Raw genomic sequence first — 21,458 nt, 5'->3', positions numbered from 1 at the left:
TTTCTAGACATAAAAATACCCTCCAAGCATAAGATGAATTTTCTATTTCATCTGTATACTTAGAGGGCATTATAGCCCAAGGCAAAAATTATAGTCCGGATTTTAATGTTAGAGGGGCAAAAATTAATAGTTAATTCCCAGCCTCCTCTTAACTTTGTATTATTATCTAAGCCGCTGTTAATTTTAATGCATGAACAAGTTGTAGTAAACAGGTACTAAGATGTCCATTGCAACTGCGATAACAAAGACAGCAACTGATGCCATGGCCCCTTGAACTGAGCCAAGTTGAACAGCCTTGGCTGAACCAACCGTGTGGCCGGCAGCACCGAGACCAAGCCCAGTCCCAACCTTTGGGATTTGCTTCAAGCGGAAGATCTTAATCAAGAATTCTGCCAAGGCGTAGATAACAACGGCATTCAAGATACATGCCATCGCAGTAACGGCAGGGTCACCACCGATACCAGCGGCAACTGGCATAGCAACGGCCGTCGTTGCGGCTTGTGGCAACATCGCAGCTGTGGATGTTGCTGAAAGGCCAAAGAGCTTTGCAACCATGTGAATCCCAAAGAGGGAGATAAAACCACCAACAAACAAAGCAATTACACAGTCGAGCCAGTACTTCTTAAAGACATCATTCCGACGATAAAGTGGAATAGCGAAAGCCATCGTAGCTGGATTCAAGAACCAGAAAATAATGTCACCACCCGGCTTGTAGTAAGTCGTGTAGATCTTAGCGGTTGTGGTACCAGCGATCTTAGCCCAGCATATTAAGATTAAGATCCCCAGGACCATCCCCACAAGTAATGGCGTGAAAAGGAAGAAACCATTCGTCTTGTCAAACAGCCACATCCCAATTAGGTAAACGATAATGGAAATAAAAATCCCCGTAAATGGTAATGCTAATGTTGCAGCCATAACTAGTCCTCCTCCTCTTCATCAGTCCGGCCAGTAATCTTTTGGTGGATCTTGATAACTAAAGCACCAACGTAGGCAATTACAACTAAGATAATAATCGTAGCGATGATGGAAACGATAATATCTTGGAGACCTTCAGCCTTCATCAAATCCAAACTACCAGCTAATTGAACACCAGATGGGACGAACATGAAAGCAATCAAACTAATCATGAAGTCCCCAAACTTTTCAACTTGTTCCAACTTAACGATGTGAGTTGCTAACAAGATGTAAAGAATAACCATCCCAATTAATGGAGTAGGAACAACAAAACTCTTTGGGAATAAACTGGAAATTAAAGCGGAAACGAAAAGAATTGTTGCAAAAATACCCATTTGAACCAAAATTGGGGCAGCCTTCTTTTCTGGTTGCTTCTTTTCCATGATATTTTCCTCCTCTCAACAAGCGGTTCTGTCCGAGCGAAAATAATAGCATAAAACTAATCACAGAACCATTTTCCAAACCAAATCAATTTAATTGTTTCGCTCAGATAACAATTCTATTATAATCAAGTTTCATTACTTTGCATTAACTTTAGCATAGAACGACCCAAATCAATGGTAAAATGCCCTCTTAGCTTGGCGAGTTGCCATAAAGCAAAGTAAAATGCCATTGCCGATTGTTCATCAATGATCAATCAAGAGTAAAAAAGAGCGATCACAATTTAAAGTTTGCAATCAACTCTTGAATTTTAACGTTTATCAAAGTTTGTATATAAGACAGCAATCATTGTAAACCTAGCGCAACTTTCAATTTACCAACGAAAGATCTACTAACTGGTACCTTATCACCATTATTCATTGTTAATTCGTACGTATGATTAGTTGCTGGTTGGAGAATGCTAATTTGATTTAGATTCACTACGTATGACCGGTGAACTTGTAAGAACTGCTCGGTTGATAATTGCTCGGTTAGGCTAGTTAAGGTTTGCCGACTAACAACCTCTTTTCCATTTATCAAGTGGAGATAAACGTTTCCACTCTGAGCTTCCAAATAACACAACTCTTCTTTTGAAATTACAATAGTCAGATCCTCAGCCATAACTGATAAACGAGGATTTTCCTGAGAACTTAGTCGGTTGACAGACTCGTCAACTTGCTTTTGACCATGAACTCGCAAAACCCGATCAATTGCTTCTTGAACTCGGTCTTCATCAAAGGGCTTTAAAATGTAATCTAACGCATCAGCTTCAAAAGCATCAAGGGCGTATTGATCATAGGCCGTTGCAAAGATTACCGCTGGTTGATAGGATGCGCGTTTCCAACGTTTTGCTAACGCCATGCCATTGCCATCTCCCAACTTAATATCTAAGAAAACAAGATCCGGCTTTTGATTATTGACCGTAGTATTAGCTTCTGCAACGCCATCAGCTTCCAAAACTTCCTCAACAGCTGGATGATCCGCAACTAAGTAATGTAACTCTTCGCGGGCAAGGGGTTCATCATCGACGATTAAAACTTTCATGCCTGTTGTTCAGTCCTTTCTGTTTTGCGTGTTTGGTATGGAATTTCCATCTTAACAGTCGTCCCCGCCGGACTACTCTTAATTTTCAATCCTGTATGAGGATCATAAAGGCCATGCAGACGCTCGTTCAGGTTTTGAAGGGCGGTCCCACTCCCTTCTTTTGAAGCAACAACCTTTTTCCCTAATTCAGGTAGCTTATCCGGATCAATTCCATGGCCATTATCGGCAACAGTAATCTCAAGTTCAGTTTCACACTGTTTAATGGTAACTTCTACCCGATTACCTTTTTTACGCTGACCAAAGGCATGGCGAAGGGCATTTTCAACCAAAACTTGAATTGAAAATGGTGGGATCAAAGCGGCTGTTGGATAATCAGAAAAGGTGACTTGATATTTACCAGGGAAGCGGGCTTGGGCTAAGGTTAAGTACGCTTGAACATGTTCATACTCTTGAGCAAGGGGAATTAAAGTTTCCCTAGCTCCCATTAAATTATCCCGGAAGTAGGTACTTAACGATAAAAGTAGTTTTCGTGCTTGCTTCGGGTCTCGGCGCATTACTGCCATGATCGTGTTAATCGCATTAAAGAAAAAGTGTGGATTTACTTGTGACTGGAGGGATTTAATTTCAACGTCGCGAAGTAATTCACTTTGGTAACTTGCCCTTCCCAACATAATTTGAGTTGATAAGATCTGACCAATCCCCGTCCCTAATTGAATCTCCACAGGGGTTAGCCGCCATCGTTGCACATAGTAAAGCTTAAGGGTTCCAATAATTTCATCCCCCAAGCTCAAGGGAACGATCACCGCTGACTTCAACGGGCAATTTGGATTCTTACAACCAATTCGTTCTTCTGTATTAGCAACTTCGACAATTCCCTCGTTCATTGCTGTTAAACTAATGTCAGTTGCCAAGTCTTGGTCAACTAAATGATGGTCACTTCCCGCTCCTTCAAAGGCTAAAATCTGATGTCGATCGGTAATACTAACAGCATCAAAACTTGTATATTGATAGATCAGATGGACTGCTGTTTGGGCCGCCTCAGCCGTAAAGCCCCTTTTAAAAAGCGGTAGCGTACTAAGCGCTAGATTTAAAACCGTCCGCGTTTGCGCAGCCTGAGCAGCCAATTCTTGTTGGAAAAAAAAGCGAATAATCGTTAAAAACACAGTTGTCCCGATTGATGAGATTAAAATCATTGGTAAAGCGATAAACTTAACTAAAGTCCACCCCGTCGGACTGCACAAAAGGACAAATGACATTTGAATGCATTCCATTATCAAACCAATAAAAAAACCATTCCGCGCACGCAAAGGTGAATAACGTTGTTGGCGTTGATCATAAAACAATCCGGAAATAATTCCAATAATAAAGGAACTCGGAATATAGAAAAGCGCCTCGGGACTAAAGCCCTCTTGAAGGGCCCGAAAACCACCCGCAGTAAGGCCAACCGCTCCCCCAACATAGGGACCCCCGACAATTCCAGCCACGGTAACGGTAATGATCCGAACATTTGCTACTGAATAGCCATGTGGAATCGTGATTAGCAAGGTTCGGCGAATAATTTCATTACTAGGTGAGATTAAAACTCCAATCATATTTGAAAGGATGGCAAAAAAAGCAAAGATTACGTATAAACCAATTTTATTTCGCCAATTTAGATTTAGGAGCATCCGCCGAAATAAGGGGATATTAACTAAGAAAAAGGCTAATAAAATCACTAAACCCACTTGTTCAGCAACTAAAATTGCAAGGTTAATCATATTTCTTTTCCTACAAAAAAGCGGTGAGTGAGAAACTCAATCCCCACTCACCGCTCGCTTTAATTTGTTATTAAACTACGATTAGCTTATCCCAATACTTCCGTCAATGGTGGAACCACTTGCTTCTTTCGGGAAACTACCCCAGGTAAGTTAATCCGGTGGTTAGCATCCAATTCCTTACCAAAGGCTTGGGCAACTTTGTCAGTATCCTTACCCAATACTAAGAGATCGGAATCACTGTTAAGAATGTTAGTAACAATCAAAACAAATGTGTCATAACCGTTAGCATCCATTAAAGTTTGCATTGCCTTTTCAAGATCTGCTTGGCGAGCAAAAACATCGTTTAAATCAACGGTATTAACTTGACCAATTCGTAAAGTCAAATCGCCCATTTCAAAGGTCTTTGCATCCCCATCAACAATCTCGTTATCAGACTTTGCAGCGAGGTTTGTTCCGGCCTTTAGCATTTCCAAACCGTATTCTTCGTAGTCAACCCCAGCCAACTTAGCCAAGGCGTACACGGCTTCCTTATCGTGATCAGTCGTCGTTGGAGACTTCAGAAGTAAGGTATCAGAAATGATGGCTGAAAGCATCATTCCCGCCAAGTTAGCAGGAATATCAATGTGCTTATCCATAAACATTTCATAAAGAACCGTACTTACACATCCATATGGCCGAACATTCATGTAAAGCGGTGCAGCCGTATTAAAACCATTAATCCGGTGGTGATCAATAACGTGGGTTACCTGAACCTTATCAATGTCAGAAACACTTTGTTGTGGTTCGTTATGGTCAACCAACATTACCTTTGCAACCTCATTTGCCGCCGTGGTAATAATACGTGGCGCAACCAGATCAAAGGCTTTTAAGGCGTACTTAGTTTCATCATTTGGTTCGCCCAAAGCAACAGCTTCTGTTTCATAGCCTAGTTGGTTTTGGTAGTAAGAGTAAGCCATTGCAGCAGCAATCGTATCTGTATCTGGCTTTTGGTGACCGAAGACTAATTCTTTACTCATTTTGCGGATTCCTCCTCCAATTTTGGTGCGATTTGCACTCGATACTTTAATAATATCACGAGCTCGTGTTATTCAACAGGGGCTAATCAAAAAAATTAAGCGGTTAAACTAAGCTTTGCTCTCCTTGAGCAACCACTTGCTTGAACTGAATCCGGACTGGTTGGCCTTGGCTTTCATCATCAATTACAAAACTACCATTTGATTTTGGCGCGCCAAGGTGATGATCAGTAACTTGCACGTCCTGAATGACTGGCCGGTTAGTAATAATTTCTAGTGAACCAGTAAAATCAGCTGGATAAGCCAAAAAGTCAACCACTAAGTGGGCATTCTTCAAGCGATGAAGAATTAGGTTTCCCCGTCTTGCCCGCGTACCAACTTCAAGTTCACTAACGGCCATTGCCTTGTAAGCTCCCCGTTGCGTTATGATCGCTAACCGTGATTCATCACTAACTAAAGCGATGTTGGCTAACGTATCATTTTCCTTTAAGTTAATTGCCCGAACACCCGCTGTTCGAGTACTTTGCACTGGCACTTCATCGACTGCAAACCGTAAAGCATAGCCAGTTCGACTAATTGTGACAATACTTTGATTAGCATAAGTTGGATCACAGTAGATTGCATTTATTAACCGTTCAGCATCTGAATGAAGTTTCATAATTTGACTTGCATGACTCTTATAACGGGAACCAGGGACAATTTCTTTAAAGGCGGTTTGCTTAATTTGACCATCACTTGAAGCCAAAATCACCGTTCCAGCTTGATCTAAACTCTCAAAAAGCATTGCACTAACGATTTTCTCATCATCTTGGAGCCCAATCGTTTGGGAAAGGTGTTCCCCCGTCTCTTTCCATTTTGCATCAAATAGTTCATGCACTGGCCGGTAAATTAGATGCCCATGGCTAGTAAAAACAAAGAGATGAGCTAAGGTATTAGTTTGTTGAATCAACAGCGGATAATCATCCTCTTTAAGACCGTTCTCGTCTAGCGGAGAGGCATTAAAACTCCGGAGACTAGTCCGTTTGATGTAACCAGCTGCTGATACAAGAACAATCACATCTTCATCTGCCACCGTAACCTTTGTATCAACGGTAAGTTTTTCAACATGGGCCTCAATTTGGGTCTGCCGGGGAGTTGCAAATTCCTTTTTAACTGCTCGTAATTCTTGCCGAAGAACCTTATTAAGTTCTTTAGCATCGTTTAAGATCAAGTGATATTCGGCTAATGATTTTTGTAAACGATCAGCTTCATCATTTAAGGCCGTTACATCAGTATTGGTTAACCGGTACAATTGCAAAGCTACAATTGCGCCTGCTTGAGTATCTGTGAAACCATACTCCCTTACTAAATTAGCTTGGGCATCAGCCTTATTTTTACTTGCCCGAATCGTTTTAATTACTTGGTCGAGGATTGACAGGGCTTTGATCAATCCTTCAACAATGTGCAATCGTTCCTGAGCCTTTTTTTGCTTGTACTCAGTTCGTTTGGTAATTACTGATTGTTGGAAAGCTAGGTAAGCACCTAAGTAATGCTTCAAGCCAACCCGAACTGGCCGATGATCATCGATTGCGACCATGTTAAAGTTGTAATTAATCTGCAGATCGGTATTCATTAACAAATAATTTAAAATTCCAGTAGCATCTGCATTTTTCTTTAATTCAATGGCAATTCGCAAACCGCTCCGGTCAGTCTCATCCCGGGCATCAGCAATTCCTTCAACTTTTTTTGCTAACCGTAAATCATTAATCCGCTTAACCAACTGGGCCTTATTCACTTCGTATGGAATTTCAGTCACGACGATTTGTTGCCGACCACCTCGTAATTCTTCAATTGCAGTCTTTGCCCGGACAACGATCCGTCCCCGCCCGGTTTCGTAGGCTTTTTGAATCCCTTCGATTCCTTGGACAATCCCACCCGTTGGAAAATCGGGTCCGGGAACAAATTCCATCAAATCAGCCGTTGTAGCTTGCGGATGACCTAATAAGTAAATTAAGGCATCAATTAATTCACCAAGGTTGTGGGGTGGAATTTCAGTCGCATACCCCGCTGAAATCCCGGTTGCTCCATTGACAAATAGGTTTGGCATCCGTGCTGGTAAAACAATCGGTTCCTTTTCAGTATCATCAAAATTCAACGTCATTGGAACAGTATCTTTATCGATATCTTGCAACATCAAATTACTGATTTTACTTAACCGCGCTTCAGTATACCGCATGGCCGCTGCTGGATCCCCATCCATCGAACCATTATTTCCGTGCATTTCAACTAATGGTTCCCGTATTTTCCAATCCTGACTTAACCGAACTAAGGCTTCATAAATTGACGAATCTCCATGAGGGTGAAAATTCCCCATGACATTCCCAACCGACTTAGCTGATTTTCGAAATCCCTTATCAAAAGTATTACCATCCTTGTTCATGGCGAAAAGGATCCGCCGTTGAACTGGCTTCAAACCATCACGAATATCCGGAAGGGCTCGTTCCTGAATAATTGATTTTGAGTAGCGACCAAAGCGATCGCCCATTAAATCTTCTAATGTACGTTCTTCAATTCGTGTTTCCACAAGCTACTTCCTTTCTACTTTTTTCCCAGTCCTTGGGATTCAACTAATTGATCAGAAGCTTGGTCATCAGCAACTGTAAATTGAACATTATCTTCAATCCATTCCCGCCGTGGTTCAACCTTATTTCCCATCAAGGTTGTCACCCGTTTCTCCGCTAACGCCGCGTCTTCAATCCGAACTCGAATTAAAGTCCGTGTTTCTGGATTCATAGTCGTTTCCCAAAGTTGGTCCGCATTCATTTCACCAAGCCCCTTAAAGCGTTGGAGAGAACCGCCACGATGATGCTTTGTTAACTGAGTTAATTCTTCGTTAGTCCAAGCATATTCAACTTTTGTCTTGGCACCACGACCAGATTGATAGCGGTATAGTGGTGGTAAAGCAATGTAGATTTTACCGGCTTCGATCATTGGCCGCATGTACTTATAGAAGAAAGTTAGTAGCAAAATCTGAATATGGGCCCCATCATCGTCAGCATCGGTCATGATAATAATCTTATCGTAATTTGAATCCGCAACATCAAAATCACTCCCTGCCCCAGCACCAACAGTGTAAATGATCGTATTCAATTCTTCGTTTTTTAAAACATCGTCTAACTTGGCTTTTTCAGTGTTTAAGACTTTTCCCCGGAGTGGTAGGATTGCTTGGAACTTTCGATCTCGTCCCTGCTTAGCACTTCCCCCAGCTGAATCACCTTCAACCAAGAAAAGCTCATTTTTCTTGGCATTCTTTGATTGGGCAGGAGTTAACTTGCCGGATAAATTCCGTTCTTTTTTACTCCGGCGTTTGCCATTTCGAGAAAGATCCCGGGCTTTCCGGGCTGCTTCCCGGGCCTGCCGCGCCTTAATTGCTTTTTTGATTAGCTCTTGAGCAAACTCACCTTTTTCCATCAAGGCATAACCTAGTTGTTCGCTAACAACGATATCAACTATTTTCCGAGCCTCTGGGGTACCGAGTTTGCCTTTAGTTTGACCTTCAAATTGCAATAATCGTTCTGGTACTCGAACCGAAATAACAGCTGTTAAGCCTTCCCGAACGTCGCTTCCTTCAAGATTTTTATCTTTTTCCTTCAATAAATTAACCTTCCGGGCAAATTCATTAAAAGATTTCGTCCATGCACTACGGAAACCAGCTTCGTGGGTCCCTCCGCCTGGCGTCCGCACGTTGTTAACAAAGGAAAGAATATTTTCGGTATAGCCATCATTATATTGAGCAGCGACATCCACTTCAACGCCATCAACCTTACCACTAAAGGAAAGTACCTGCCCTAAAGTATCTTTTCCTTCGTTTAAGTAAGTGACAAAGTCCTCAAGACCATGTTCATATTGAAAGGTGTCTGCACGTTCTTGACCTTCCCGCTTGTCAGTTAAGGTCAATTTAACACCCTTTAATAAAAAGGCTGCTTCTCGCAGGCGAATTGCGATCGTGTTGTAATCATAAATCGTCGTCGTAAAAATCGTTGGATCCGGCTTAAAAGTCACCGTTGTCCCATTGCCTTCACGAGTTTTTCCGATTTTTTCAAGAGTACCAACAGGGTGACCGCCATCTTTAAACTTTTCCTGGTACCGAACGTGATCTCGCACAATTGTTAAGGTTAGCGAGGTTGAAAGAGCATTTACAACCGAAGCTCCGACCCCGTGGAGCCCACCAGAGGTTTTATATCCATCAGCTTGGCCAAACTTCCCCCCAGCATGCAAAACCGTCATGATAACTTCAGGAGTTGGTTTACCACTCGGGTGCATTCCAACTGGCATCCCCCGTCCGTGGTCTTGAACCGTAATTGAGTTATCTTTTTCAATGGTTACTGCAATCTCATCACCAAAGCCCGATAAGGCTTCGTCAACTGCATTATCTAAAATTTCATAGACCAAGTGATGGAGTCCATGCGTATCAGTTGAACCGATATACATCCCGGGCCGTTTACGGACCGCTTCTAAGCCCTTTAAAATTTTGATTGAGGACTCATCATATTTTTGTGTTGCCATAAATGTCAACTTCCTCCTCTAAGTTTGAGTCAGGAAGAAGGTTCCCTCCTGAGCCCAAACTATAAAATAACAATTACTAGGATACGCAAAAACGTGACCGATTGCAAACGAAAATCAAACATTTGTGCCCTGCTGGTCAGTTTTAGCAAAGCGTGGTATATTAACAAGGCATGTAAAAAAGGAGTTTTGAAATGCTAATTATTTTAATGATTATTATTGCCTACCTACTCGGTTCAATTCCCTCGGGTCTTTGGATTGGTAAGGTTTTTTATCATAAAGATATTACTAAGGAAGGTAGCGGCAACATTGGAACTACTAACACCTTCCGGGTTCTTGGTTTTAAGGCTGGGATAGTTGTTCTTTTCATGGATATCCTTAAAGGGACATTAGCAGCTAGTCAACCGTATCTTTTTCACCAACCCCACGTTAATCCTCTTTTAATCGGATTATTCGCATCGATTGGACATGCCGTTTCAATCTTTGACCATTTTCATGGTGGAAAAGCCGTTGCCACCAGCGCCGGAATTTTGCTTGCTTATAATCCAGGACTATTTTTAGTAGCTGCTTCAACCTTTATCGGGGTACTTTTAATTACCTCAATGGCAAGTATGGCAAGCATGATCGGGATGACGACCATTTTTGTCATTGCCCTTTATATTCACGACTGGATTTTGGCAACGGTTGCTGGAATCTTAACGGTGGCCGTCTTTTACCTCCATCGCGAAAATATTGTCCGCATCATTCATGGTAAAGAATCCCTCGTCCATTTCGGATTGGTATATCATATTAGTAAAAAAAACGATGCAAAATAAAATAGAGAGGTTGGGAAAAAAGCTCCTTGACGGCCTGGTTGGGATAAGAAGGACGAAGGTTGGTTCATTAGAATCGACCTTTCGTTCGCACTTATCCACTAAGGCCGTGCTTTTTGACCTTAGTTACTGAGTAACATTCGGAGATGACAAGAGGCCGGGAAGAAACATTAGTTTCTTCCCGGCCTCTCTCTATTTTAACTTAATTGTGTCGACTCAAAAAACCTCAACTTCATATCGATGGTGCCGGTCATGTCCAGGTGCAAGTCGCATAATTTCCGCCTTATTTTCTAGGTTACCAGTACTCGTTAGGGAATCAGCAATTCCCCACCAACTTTCCAAGCAAACAAAATCTCCTTGAGCGGGATAGGATGACCAGATTGCCACAAAAGGTGCATCTGGTTGAATTAATTGCACCCCATGATTATCAGTTTCTTTTAAGGTTACAGTTACCCCTTGACGTTCAGTAGCTAAGATGATGGCATCATTTTTAAATAAGTCGCGATTCAACTTGATTGGCCGGGTAAAATCTTGATTTTCCCAATGAACAAGATCGCTGAATGGTCCATCCAGCTTAATTCGACCATAATTTTTGGCCGGACTAATTATCAAACTAGTTTTTTGGAGGTCCACTATCTTAAAGCCCGGATGAGCACCTAATGAATAAAGTAAAGTTTGCTCAGCACTAGGATTTTTGACTTGATAATCAACTACTAACCGCTTTCCTTGGAGCGAATAGGTAACTTCAAGCACAAACGCAAACGGATAATGCTTCCGGGTAGCTAGACTATCTTTTAACTGCAAGGTAACTTTAGTTTGTGAAGCCTTAAGGACTTTAAATTCCATATCCCGGGCAAATCCATGTTGTTTTTGTTCAAATTGTTGACCAGCAAAAGTATAGTGATTATCCTTCAGTCGGCCAACAAAAGGGAAAAGGACCGGTGCTTTACGGTGCCAACTAGCTGGATCAGCTTGCCAAAGATATTCGCGTTTTCCATCGGAAATACTTTGAAATTCAGCACCATGCTCAGCGATTTTAACTTGAAGTTGATCATTTTTTAATACGATCATCTTTTCACCCCTGCTCTATTTTTGAACTGGCTCTTCGTAATCACCATTTGGACAAACGATCTGTTTACCACCTTTAACCTTTTTTTCAACTAAGAAGTGGCCATCCTTTGGGCAGTCCCGCCCAACCGGTTTATCCCATGAAACAAAATCGCATTCTGGGTAACGGGAACAACCATAGAAAGTTCGATTTTTCTTTGATTTTCGTTCGATCACAGTTCCTTGGTGACATGTTGGACATGTAATCCCAGTATCCTTAACAATTGTTTGGGTATTACGACAATCGGGGAAACGCGAACAGGCATAAAATTTACCATAACGGCTCATTTTGATGACCATTGGGGCCCCACAAACGTCACAGTTAATCCCTGCAAGCTGATCTTTCATCTCAATTTTTGCGACCTGTTCTTCTGCAGTCTTAACTTCTTTTTCAAATGGGCGGAAGAAATCATCAACCACCTTTACCCACTGCTTCTTCCCCTCTTCGATTTGGTCAAGATTACCTTCGACTTCAGCGGTAAACTTAACATTTACAATTTCTGGGAATTGATCAACGATAATGCGGTTAACAATTTCCCCTAACTCAGTTGGCTCAAAGTGACGCGCTTCTAAACGAACATAATACCGCCGTTGGATTGTATCCAAAGTTGGTGCATACGTCGATGGCCGTCCAACCCCGTTTTCTTCCAAAGTCTTAACTAAAGCGGCTTCGGTATACCGGGCCGGTGGTTGGGTAAAGTGCTGAGCAGGATTATCAGCAACTAACTGGACTGCATCCCCGACAACTAATTCTGGTAATAAATTATCCTTTTCTTGCCCTCGTTTGTAAACCTTAGTAAATCCTGGAAACTTAACTTTCGAACCATTGGCCCGGAAATCAACCCCATTTTGAGTTAATGTAGCGGCTACGGTATCAATTACTTGGGGCGTCATTTGACTTGCAACAAATCGGCACCAAATTAAGTTATAAAGCTTATATTGATCATTTGTTAGATACTGCTTCATCTTTGCTGGTGTCCGGAAGATTGAAGTTGGCCGGATAGCTTCATGCGCGTCCTGGGCCCCTTCTTGAAGTTTTCCTTTTACTGGCTTTGTGGCCGCATAATTTACCCCATATTCATCATGAATAAATTGCGAAGCTTCATGCTTTGCAATTGCTGCAATTCGGGTTGAGTCGGTCCGCATATAAGTAATTAGCCCAACCGCTGCCCCTTCGCCAATGTTAATTCCTTCGTACAATTGTTGGGCCGCCATCATCGTCTTACGCGTCCGGAAGTTTAACCGGCGGTTGGCGTCCTGTTGCATGGTTGAAGTCGTAAATGGTGGTTGGGGTTGGCGTTTCCGTTCCTTTTTTGTCACATCAGCGACTTCAAAAGGTCGTTTACGATTAATTAAAGCTAAAATCTTTTGGACTGATGCTTGATTAGGAAGTTTTTCTTTCTTGCCATTTAGACCATAGAAGGCTGCCTCAAATTCAGTTTTCCCTTTTCGAAAGGTTCCATCAATCGTCCAGTATTCTTCAGGTTTAAAGTTTCGAATTTCTTCTTCTCGCTTGATGATTAGGTTGAGGGCAACTGATTGTACCCGACCAGCAGAAAGCCCCTTCTTAACTTTTTTCCAGAGAATTGGTGAGATTGAATAACCAACTAGTCGATCTAAAACCCGCCGGGCTTGTTGGGCATCCACTAGATCCATATTAATTGTCCGAGGCTCTTTGAAAGCTTCCTTGACCGCATCTTTAGTAATTTCATTGAAGGTAACCCGATTCTTTTCGGCCGGATCCATCTTTAAAAGGTTAGCAACGTGCCAAGCAATCGCTTCCCCTTCCCGATCCGGATCAGATGCCAAATAAACTGCTTTAGCTTGCTTAGCATCTTTACGTAATTCTTTAATTACGTCACCCTTTCCACGAATTGAGATGTAATCTGGTTGATAATTATTCTCAATGTCAACCCCCATCCGACTTTTCGGGAGGTCACGAACATGGCCAAGACTCGCCACAACTTTATAAGTCCGCCCAAGATACTTACCAATTGTTTTCGCTTTTGAAGGTGATTCCACAATCACAAGTTTCTTTTTGTTGCTAGTTGTCCGTTTTCTAGTAGTTTTCTTTTTAGTTGTCGTTTTAGTTGCCAAATCATCGGCTCCTATCATTTATATTTGCTGTTTTACTTCTCCAATTATTATTAAAGCAAGAAGTTAAAAGTGTCAAGGGCGATGTTTTGAACAATAACTTTTTTTCTACTAGAAAAACACCTATCTGTCAGCAATCGGCGTGGCCAATTCCTCTAAGATGTCTTTACTTGATAATGCTGACCGAGCACCCGCTGCAATTAATTGATTACATCCAGCAGAATATGACACCGTAACTAACCCCGGAACCGCTAATACATTTCGATTTTCTTGTAAAGCAAGGTTAGCTGTAATCAAACTACCGCTCTTTTCTTTTGCCATCAATACTAAGCAAGCCGTGCATAAGCCAGCAATAATTCGATTTCTTTCTGGAAAATGGTAAGGCAATGGTTCACTTCCCAGCGGATATTCAGTAATTAAAACTCCCTTTTCAGCAACTTGGCGGTGTAATTCTTGGTTTTCAAGGGGATAAAACCGATCTAATCCCGTTCCGATAACCCCAATCGTCTTCCCCCCGTTTTCCAAGGTAAACTGATGAGCAATTGTGTCCATCCCCCTAGCTAAACCACTAATAATAGTGGTACCCCTGCTTTACAACCTCCGGTAACAATAAGTTGGATGCCATCCGACCATACTGAATTTGCTTCCGCGTTCCAACAACAGCTAAGCTCCGTTTCTTTAGTAGACTGATATCACCCTGGTAGTAAAGAACTAGTGGCGGATGAGCAATCTCTTTTAACTGATCTGGATATTCGTCGTCAAGAATACAAATACTTGGGACCTTCGTATTTGTGGTTAACTGTTGGTCTAATTCACTTCCATAGAAATTAGCAATCAAATCAGCTGTATGATCCATGCTAAGGCCGACTTCACTTACTAAAACCGCTAAATCATCATAGCGCTGACTAGCTTGAGCAGCCTTCCAGATGGACCTTTTGGTAACAAGGCCAATGCCCCGAACTAAACTTAACCGATATAAAAATTCGCGTGCTTCCATTAATTTTTCCTCCTAATTTTTGCTTTCTAAATATATATATACGTAAAAATTTGCTCAAAATTAGTGACGCACTTAAATTTTTTAAGCTTTTTAAAAATAAAATGTCTAAACCGCGTCAGAATAGTGTTTTCCAGCGGTCTAGACATCTAAATTATTTTTGATATTTTGAGACCGGATTAAAAGTTAAGCGATGAATGGGACATGGACCGAATTTTTGTAACCCTGTTATATGCCCGGCCGTTCCATATCCCATATTTTCCGCAAAACCATATCCTGGATAAAGCTGAGCATACTCAGCCATTAAATGATCCCGGTATTCTTTTGCAACTATACTTGCTGCAGCCACACTAATGCTCTTTTGATCCCCTTTAATTAGGGTAGTTTGCGGAATTGGGATCGCTAAGGGAACCGCATCAACGATTAAATGAGTTGGTTGATGAATCAGCGTTTTCACCGCTCTAATCATCGCTTCTTGGGTAGCTTGATAAATATTCGTCTCATCAATCCGTCGCGCTGAATTAACCGCAATACTGACTTCGAGTGCTTCATCGACAATATGCAAATACAATTCTTCCCGTTCTTTGCGAGTTAATTGCTTAGAATCAGTCACCCCGATTAAATCAAAGTCGGGCTTCAGGATAACCGCACAGGTTACAACGGGACCAGCTAGTGGTCCCCTCCCTACCTCATCAATCCCTGCTACATATTGATGTCCAGCTTGCCATAAAGGACGTTCAAACTTAAACCGTTTTTCAAAGGCAACTTTGGCCGCGACTAAACGAGCAAGTTGCTTCTCTCTTTGCTTAATGGCGTTTTGAACCCCTTTTCGTGGATCGTTTTTTAGGCTGATGATATAGGGATCGTCCATTGACTTAACGTTTTTCAAGTTAACTTTAATTTCAGCAACCGACTGTTTACTCATTGATTCCCTCCGCATTTAAATCGGCTGGCTTTTCAAGCGAAATTAACCCTAACTTTCCTTTCCGTAAGTCAAAAATGATTCGTTCACTCGCCCGATCATAATCATCCCGGAAACCCAGCTTTTGGGTGATGATAAGCAATAACTCTGGGTTTGGTTGGGCCAAGTCATCATCTGAAAGTCGATAACGGGCCTTTAGTTCTGCTGATCGTTCTTCCTTAAGGTATGCTAAGGCAAATAAAGCTACATCATCTTTAGGATAAAGGCTATCTTTAATTGCCCCTGAAAGCGCTAGCATCGTCCCTTGCTTTTGACTCGCAAACTTTGGCCATAAAACGCCTGGTGTATCCAAAAGTTCCAATTCTGCAGAAGAACGGAGCCATTGTTGCCCAGTCGTTACTCCAGGACGATTCCCTGTTTGAGCAACATTTTTCTTCACTAAATGATTAAGCAAGGTTGATTTCCCAACATTGGGAACCCCAACACACATTGCTCGAATAGCCCGCTTTTTCAATCCCTTTTCAGCTTCTGTCGCCAATTGATCCTTTAAAATTTCTTTTGCCGCATTTGTCACCTTTTTAGCAACTTGGCGTTCACGTGAATCAAGAGCTAAAACTACTTGGCCCCGCTTTGCAAAAAAACTTTGCCATTGGGTAACCACTTTAGGATCGGCCAGATCTGTCTTCGTCATGATTAACAGACGCGGTTTATTCCCTGCCAATCGGTGAACTTCCGGATTTTGCGATGAGTATGGTACCCTTGCATCAACTAACTCAAAGACAATATCAACTAATGGAAGTTGTTCTTTGATTTGACGAAGCGCCTTTGCCATATGACCCGGAAACCATTGAATAGTAGCCATTTCAAACCTCCTAATTCATTTTTTCTAGATAGCGTTGCCAAGCAGTATCAAAAATCGTCATCGCTGGCAAGTAGTCGGCGTTTTCCTCTAAGTAATGGGAAAGCTCTTCAAAATCTTGCGATTGTTTGGGAAAGGCCGAGTCAAAAAAAGCATTGTTAGCAAATTGTTCGACCTCATCCGCACCATCTGGGTTTCGTTGGGTCATTAAAAACTGATAAAAACTTTCTCGATACATTATTTATCCCCCTTTGGGATTGTGATCCGGAAAACAAATTTTCCTGCTTGCATGTTGAGTTTTTGAGCCGTGTACCGCACACTTTGGTGCTGACTATAACGGTTTAAATCAAGTAAAATCGTTTGCTTCTTTTGATTAATCGAAACCCACTTCGGTAAATCGTAGTTCTTTTTAACGTAGGCCAAGACAAACTTTAGTGGTAAATTTAATCGCCCAACGGATAACCCCTTTGCTCTTAGCAAAATATTTCCAGCATCCGTTTTTTCCGGCACAAAATTCATTGCAAACTGAACTTTGGCCCCAAGAACTTTGGTTGTTCCAATTACCGTAGCATACTTTGCTCCCACCACAAAGCGGTACTTAATCCGGCTATTTTTTAAAAACCGGTTCAAGTAATTGGCTGAAAGTGCATTTACTTGAGCGCGGTTCATCGTAACATCTAAAGTCGGCGCTTTTGTTGTTGGAGCTTTCAGCTCTGTTGAGACGTTCGTTGGCGCTGTTGCTTTGACATATAGGCTACCAAAGCTAACGACAATTAGCGCTAATAGTGTAAAAAAGGCTACTTTCCACTTATTCATCAATTATTTCCTCTCTTGGTACATAAAATCATTATGTTTTAACATTTTTTGGTAAAGGGCCTTTGTCATCAACCGGTACCCTGCGTGATTTGGGTGAAAGTTATCAGCCGTTGAAATATAACGATTCAAATTTTTCCCTTTACCATCCATGATTTTCACCACTTCCGCCTGACTGATCGAACTTCGATTAGCTTGATTAGCGGCTTTCACTAGTTTTTGGCGGCTAGCTTTCGTTTGATACTGACCGTATGATAGTTGATGATTAATATCTACAAAGTAGGTTTGGGGGTACTTTGCAAGCGTTGTCTTAGTAATTTGATTCCACTTTTCGATTGAATCATTAATTGCGGTTACCGTTGGAAAATAGGTATAAACCGGATCGTAAATGCTAAAGACAAATAATGGGGCTTGGGGGTTATTTTGCCGAATTGTCCGGAGCAACTTAATTAATTTAGTTTGGTAGGTATTTCCTGCTTGATCAATTGCAGTCTGCAACTTCGGCTGGGAATTGACTAACAGTTCCTTTTCCAAAGTTTGAAGTAAATCATTCCCCCCGACCGTCATGACAATTACGTCCGCTTGCTTTACATCCTTTTGAAATTGAGTTTGTTGATCTAGTCGCCGGAGGATTTGGTCCGAACGATCGCCACTAACCCCGTAGTTACTGGTTACTACTTGGTTATGAAGATGAATTTGAAGCCGTGTTTTGATTTGTCCAACGTAACCACCGTTATTTTGTTGATCACCAACCCCATAAGTTAAAGAATCTCCAAGGGCCACCAAATGAAGCGTCTTTTTGGGAACTCGAGGAGCTGGCTTGGAATTAGTTTGCTGACTACAAGCCGTTAGGGCCCCTAAAATACCGATGATCAGAAAAACAATTAACCACCATTGTTTTTTCAGCACAATTGTACCCTCCGCATTTGTAATGGTTTTTATTCTAACATAAGTCATTAAGCGAACTAAAGCCGTTCTCAATTAGGATCACTCCTAACCATGAACGGCTTTTAGAAATACATTAATCTTCAGTATAGTAAAGCAGGCAACAAGCTCCCATTCCAGTATGAGTTGCAATAATCGGCACCGTTTCCCGGACTACAACTGGGACATTGGGGAATAATTCCTTTAGCTGCCCTAGGAGACGGTTAACCTCACTATCAGCTTGGACATGCGAAATCCCGATTCCCTTAACTTTCTTACCCTTCATCTGGTCAAGAATCTTGGCCCACTCTTTATGGATGGCTTTAATTCCCCGTCCCTTCATTGCAACGTGAATTTCACCGCCATAAACTTCAAGCATCAACTTAATATTTAGAAGACTTGAAAGGGTACCAGCAAACTTGTTAATGCGCCCCCCTGCAACTAAATTATCCAAATTATCAATTGCTAGGTAAAGCTTGGAATGATCATAAACTTCTTTCATCTTTGCAACTGCATCTTCAACGGTTCCACCGTTTTCAATTACCTTCGCAGCTGCTAAAATTTGAAAGGCCATACACCGATCGGTTGTGTGACAATCAACCACCGTCACCTTCGTTTTTGTCATCTGCGTAGCTTGTTCAGCTGCATGGACCGTTCCGGAAATTGATTCCATCATGGTAACGCAGAGAACTTCACTCCCGTCAGCCCCCAATTCATCAAAAGTATCAACAAATTTGCCAATTGGTGGTTGCGAAGTTTTTGGGAGTGACTTTGCGTTTTTCATCATTTCAGGGAACTGCTCATTCGTAATTGTTTCTCGTTCGACATAAACTGTCCCATCAATCATTACTGAAAGCGGAATAATTGTAATCCCGTATTTTTGAATCTCCTCATCAGTCAAACCAGCTGATGAATCACAAGCAATTTTAATCTTTGCCATAAGAAGATACCACACTTCCTCCAGATTTTGGTATAATGAATATAGTTTTCAAAACTAGATCTTAGATTCTTTGGAACCATTTATCAAATTCAATCATACCGCGAGTTGATTCTAGTATATCAAATCTGAGTTCAAAATTCATTTTAATTTTATCAAGGAGGGTTCCGATAGTGAAAACTGAGGAAACAGAACTTTCGTTACCGATGGAGATTGGCAATGCCATTTCACATGGGGTAGCAACTGGACTTGCAATCGCTGGACTTGTTGTGTTAATGGTTCATGCCGCTCACCTTGGCCAAGCAATGCGAATCGTAACCGATGCTATTTACGGTAGTATTTTAGTCCTCTTTTTCTTATCTTCAACTTTATTTCATTCACTAATTTATACACGCGCCCGGCATGTTTTTAGGGTATTTGACCATGCGATGATCTTTTTGCTCATTGCGGCTTCATACACTCCAATTAGCTTGGTTACCATCGGCGGATGGCAAGGCTGGACGCTTTTTGGCTTTGAATGGGCACTGGCAATTGCCGGTGTGGTTTATAAGAGTATTTGGTTAAAACAGAAAAGTGTGTGGTCCACCATTGTCTACGTTTTAATGGGTTGGGTTTGCGTCACCTGTTTTCCAATTTTATGGCCCGCTCTTCCTCACCCCGGTTTTTACCTCTTACTTACTGGCGGGATTATTTACACCCTGGGCGCAGGAGTTTACCTCTTTAAAATCTCCTCCGCCCATTTCATCTGGCATTTCTTTGTCATCGCTGGCTCAGCATGCATCTATTTTACTATTTTGCTGTACGTTTAATGACGTTGCCAAATTTCAAACCAATAAACGGTTTCCCCTTCTATTTGAGGAGCCGTTTTTTCAATACAATCGAATTTTTTATAATCAACTAAGGCCATCTTGGTATCACCTTGATGATCCCCTTTAATGACCGTTCGATACAGGCGGTCCGCTAATGGCATTAACTGGTCATAAATCCGGGCCCCACCAATAACAAACGCCTCCTCATCCGTTTGCTTTGCTAGCCATTCTTTAAGAGCTTCGAGTGAATGGACAACCACTACGCCAGGTACGCTAAGCTCCTGATGAGTCAAAACAACGTTAGTCCGTCTTGGAAGGGGCCGGTCACCAAGAGAAGCAAAGGTTGTTCTTCCCATGATGATCGGATGACCCATCGTCACTTGCTTAAAATGCTTAAGATCCGCCGAAAGATGCCAGGGCATCGTTTGATCTTTACCGATCCATCCCATTTCATCTTCGGCCCAAATTAATGAAAGTTTCATTTATTTTCCCTCTATACAGCAACTGGTGCCTTAATTGTTCCTTCGTGTTCGTAATCCGCTAACTTAATATCGGCAGGATCATACTCTTCCAGTGGTTTTGTTTTGAGAGGCAAAACCAATTTTGGTGCCGCATGAATTGGTCGACTAAGTTGTTCCTTAACTTGTTCAAAGTGGTTGGAGTAAATATGAGCATCCCCCAAAGTATGCACAAATTCCCCAACTTCAAGGTTACATTCCTTAGCGATTAAGTGGGTTAAAAGGGCGTAAGAAGCAATGTTAAATGGTACTCCAAGAAAAATATCAGCACTTCGTTGATAGAGCTGACAAGAAAGCTTCCCATCATTTACATAAAACTGGAATAAGGTGTGACATGGGGGCAATGCTGCTGAAGGAACGTCTTCTGGATTCCAAGCTGTCACAATCAACCGCCGTGAATTCGGCGTTGTCTTGATGGCTTCGATCACGTGCTTAATTTGGTCGATGGTTTCTCCCTGCCGAGTTTGCCAATGTCGCCATTGACCCCCGTAAACATTACCAAGGTCTCCGTACTTTTGCGCAAATTCATCATCATTAAGAATCCGTTCGCAAAAAGCCTTCTTTTCAGCTAGGTAAAGCTTCTTAAATTCTGAATCAACTAACCACCGGTGACCAAAATCAGTCATGTCGGGACCATGATATTCGTCACTTTCAACCCACTTTTTAAAAGCCCATTCATCCCAGATGTGGTTTTTGTGTTGCAGAAGGAAGCGAATATTAGTATCACCACGAAGGAACCAAAGAAGTTCACTCTTAACCAACCCAAAAGCAACCTTTTTGGTAGTTAAAATTGGAAAACCCTTTTGTAAGTCGAAACGCATTTGGTAACCAAAAACCGAGCGCGTCCCGGTCCCCGTCCGGTCTCCCTTTTCATGACCATGCTCCAGAACATAGCGAGCTAAATCAAGATATTGTTGTTCATTTTCGTTTACTACCATT

21 protein-coding genes are annotated in these 21,458 nt (G+C 41.8%); 2 read left to right on the top strand and 19 right to left on the bottom strand.

All coding sequences use genetic code 11. The features are described from left to right. Positions 1-183: 183 nt before the first annotated feature. From H5993_RS03885 to parE, 7 genes are all read right to left on the bottom strand, one after another. Positions 184-915 (bottom strand): LrgB family protein, encoded by a 732-nt coding sequence (locus H5993_RS03885; RefSeq protein ID WP_204776294.1) that lies wholly within the window; start codon positions 913-915, stop codon positions 184-186. Positions 916-917: 2 nt separating this feature from the next. Then, positions 918-1,337 (bottom strand): CidA/LrgA family protein, encoded by a 420-nt coding sequence (locus H5993_RS03880; RefSeq protein ID WP_180869568.1) that lies wholly within the window; start codon positions 1,335-1,337, stop codon positions 918-920. A 343-nt stretch (positions 1,338-1,680) separates the two neighbouring features. After that, the gene (locus tag H5993_RS03875; RefSeq protein ID WP_204776293.1) at positions 1,681-2,418 is read right to left on the bottom strand and encodes a LytR/AlgR family response regulator transcription factor; all 738 of its coding nucleotides are present in this window, start codon (positions 2,416-2,418) and stop codon (positions 1,681-1,683) included. Further along, entirely contained in the window at positions 2,415-4,175 is a 1,761-nt protein-coding gene (locus tag H5993_RS03870) for a LytS/YhcK type 5TM receptor domain-containing protein (RefSeq protein WP_204776292.1), read from the bottom strand. The genes H5993_RS03875 and H5993_RS03870 overlap by 4 nt, the downstream gene beginning before the upstream one ends. Before the next feature lie 86 nt (positions 4,176-4,261). After that, on the bottom strand, positions 4,262-5,191 hold the full coding sequence (locus H5993_RS03865; RefSeq protein ID WP_204776291.1) for a manganese-dependent inorganic pyrophosphatase: 930 nt from the start codon (positions 5,189-5,191) through the stop codon (positions 4,262-4,264). A gap of 103 nt (positions 5,192-5,294) precedes the next feature. Beyond that, on the bottom strand, positions 5,295-7,712 hold the full coding sequence (gene parC, locus H5993_RS03860; RefSeq protein ID WP_204776297.1) for a DNA topoisomerase IV subunit A: 2,418 nt from the start codon (positions 7,710-7,712) through the stop codon (positions 5,295-5,297). 53 nt (positions 7,713-7,765) lie between these two features. After that, positions 7,766-9,733, bottom strand: a complete 1,968-nt coding sequence (gene parE / locus H5993_RS03855; RefSeq protein ID WP_204776290.1) for a DNA topoisomerase IV subunit B — start codon at positions 9,731-9,733, stop codon at positions 7,766-7,768. Positions 9,734-9,924: 191 nt separating this feature from the next. Here parE and plsY point away from each other — a divergent pair, with 191 nt between their 5' ends. After that, positions 9,925-10,545, top strand: a complete 621-nt coding sequence (plsY, locus tag H5993_RS03850; RefSeq protein WP_180869576.1) for a glycerol-3-phosphate 1-O-acyltransferase PlsY — start codon at positions 9,925-9,927, stop codon at positions 10,543-10,545. A 213-nt stretch (positions 10,546-10,758) separates the two neighbouring features. Here plsY and H5993_RS03845 read toward each other — a convergent pair whose 3' ends face one another. The 10 genes from H5993_RS03845 to H5993_RS03805 form a co-directional block, all read right to left on the bottom strand. Beyond that, positions 10,759-11,613, bottom strand: coding sequence for an aldose 1-epimerase family protein (locus H5993_RS03845; RefSeq protein ID WP_204776289.1), 855 nt, complete (start codon positions 11,611-11,613; stop codon positions 10,759-10,761). A gap of 15 nt (positions 11,614-11,628) precedes the next feature. Then, positions 11,629-13,764, bottom strand: coding sequence for a type I DNA topoisomerase (topA, locus tag H5993_RS03840; RefSeq protein WP_204776288.1), 2,136 nt, complete (start codon positions 13,762-13,764; stop codon positions 11,629-11,631). Positions 13,765-13,866: 102 nt separating this feature from the next. Further along, positions 13,867-14,295 (bottom strand): DNA-processing protein DprA, encoded by a 429-nt coding sequence (locus H5993_RS09580; RefSeq protein WP_275086999.1) that lies wholly within the window; start codon positions 14,293-14,295, stop codon positions 13,867-13,869. 16 nt (positions 14,296-14,311) lie between these two features. Continuing rightward, positions 14,312-14,740 (bottom strand): DNA-processing protein DprA, encoded by a 429-nt coding sequence (locus H5993_RS09575; protein WP_275086998.1) that lies wholly within the window; start codon positions 14,738-14,740, stop codon positions 14,312-14,314. A gap of 151 nt (positions 14,741-14,891) precedes the next feature. Further along, positions 14,892-15,662 (bottom strand): ribonuclease HII, encoded by a 771-nt coding sequence (gene rnhB, locus H5993_RS03830; RefSeq protein WP_204776287.1) that lies wholly within the window; start codon positions 15,660-15,662, stop codon positions 14,892-14,894. Next, positions 15,655-16,521, bottom strand: a complete 867-nt coding sequence (ylqF, locus tag H5993_RS03825; RefSeq protein WP_204776286.1) for a ribosome biogenesis GTPase YlqF — start codon at positions 16,519-16,521, stop codon at positions 15,655-15,657. Before ylqF ends, rnhB begins: the two co-directional genes overlap by 8 nt. Positions 16,522-16,531: 10 nt before the next feature. Then, positions 16,532-16,756: a YozE family protein gene (locus tag H5993_RS03820; RefSeq protein ID WP_204776285.1), complete on the bottom strand. Its 225-nt coding sequence runs from the start codon at positions 16,754-16,756 to the stop codon at positions 16,532-16,534. Continuing rightward, complete coding sequence (locus H5993_RS03815) at positions 16,756-17,334, bottom strand: YpmS family protein (protein WP_204776284.1); 579 nt, start codon at positions 17,332-17,334, stop codon at positions 16,756-16,758. The genes H5993_RS03820 and H5993_RS03815 overlap by 1 nt, the downstream gene beginning before the upstream one ends. 3 nt (positions 17,335-17,337) lie before the next feature. Continuing rightward, positions 17,338-18,240 (bottom strand): SGNH/GDSL hydrolase family protein, encoded by a 903-nt coding sequence (locus H5993_RS03810; protein ID WP_338033123.1) that lies wholly within the window; start codon positions 18,238-18,240, stop codon positions 17,338-17,340. Positions 18,241-18,352: 112 nt separating this feature from the next. Continuing rightward, positions 18,353-19,195 carry a DegV family protein gene (locus tag H5993_RS03805; RefSeq protein WP_204776283.1) on the bottom strand — a complete coding sequence of 281 codons (843 nt, stop codon included), beginning with the start codon at positions 19,193-19,195 and terminating at the stop codon, positions 18,353-18,355. A gap of 203 nt (positions 19,196-19,398) precedes the next feature. Between H5993_RS03805 and trhA the strand changes: the two genes are divergently transcribed. Next, the gene (gene trhA, locus H5993_RS03800) at positions 19,399-20,001 is read left to right on the top strand and encodes a PAQR family membrane homeostasis protein TrhA (protein WP_204776295.1); all 603 of its coding nucleotides are present in this window, start codon (positions 19,399-19,401) and stop codon (positions 19,999-20,001) included. Here trhA and H5993_RS03795 read toward each other — a convergent pair. Then, positions 19,998-20,483 carry a dihydrofolate reductase gene (locus H5993_RS03795; protein WP_204776282.1) on the bottom strand — a complete coding sequence of 162 codons (486 nt, stop codon included), beginning with the start codon at positions 20,481-20,483 and terminating at the stop codon, positions 19,998-20,000. The genes trhA and H5993_RS03795 overlap by 4 nt on opposite strands. Positions 20,484-20,494: 11 nt before the next feature. Further along, positions 20,495-21,457: a thymidylate synthase gene (locus H5993_RS03790; protein WP_204776281.1), complete on the bottom strand. Its 963-nt coding sequence runs from the start codon at positions 21,455-21,457 to the stop codon at positions 20,495-20,497. Position 21,458: the final 1 nt, after the last annotated feature.

Origin of the sequence: Limosilactobacillus alvi (assembly GCF_016900115.1) — a bacterium.
GTDB classification, from domain to species: domain Bacteria; phylum Bacillota; class Bacilli; order Lactobacillales; family Lactobacillaceae; genus Limosilactobacillus; species Limosilactobacillus alvi.
Note: the sequence above shows the minus strand (reverse complement) of the source record. Positions and strands in the feature narration are given on the sequence as shown.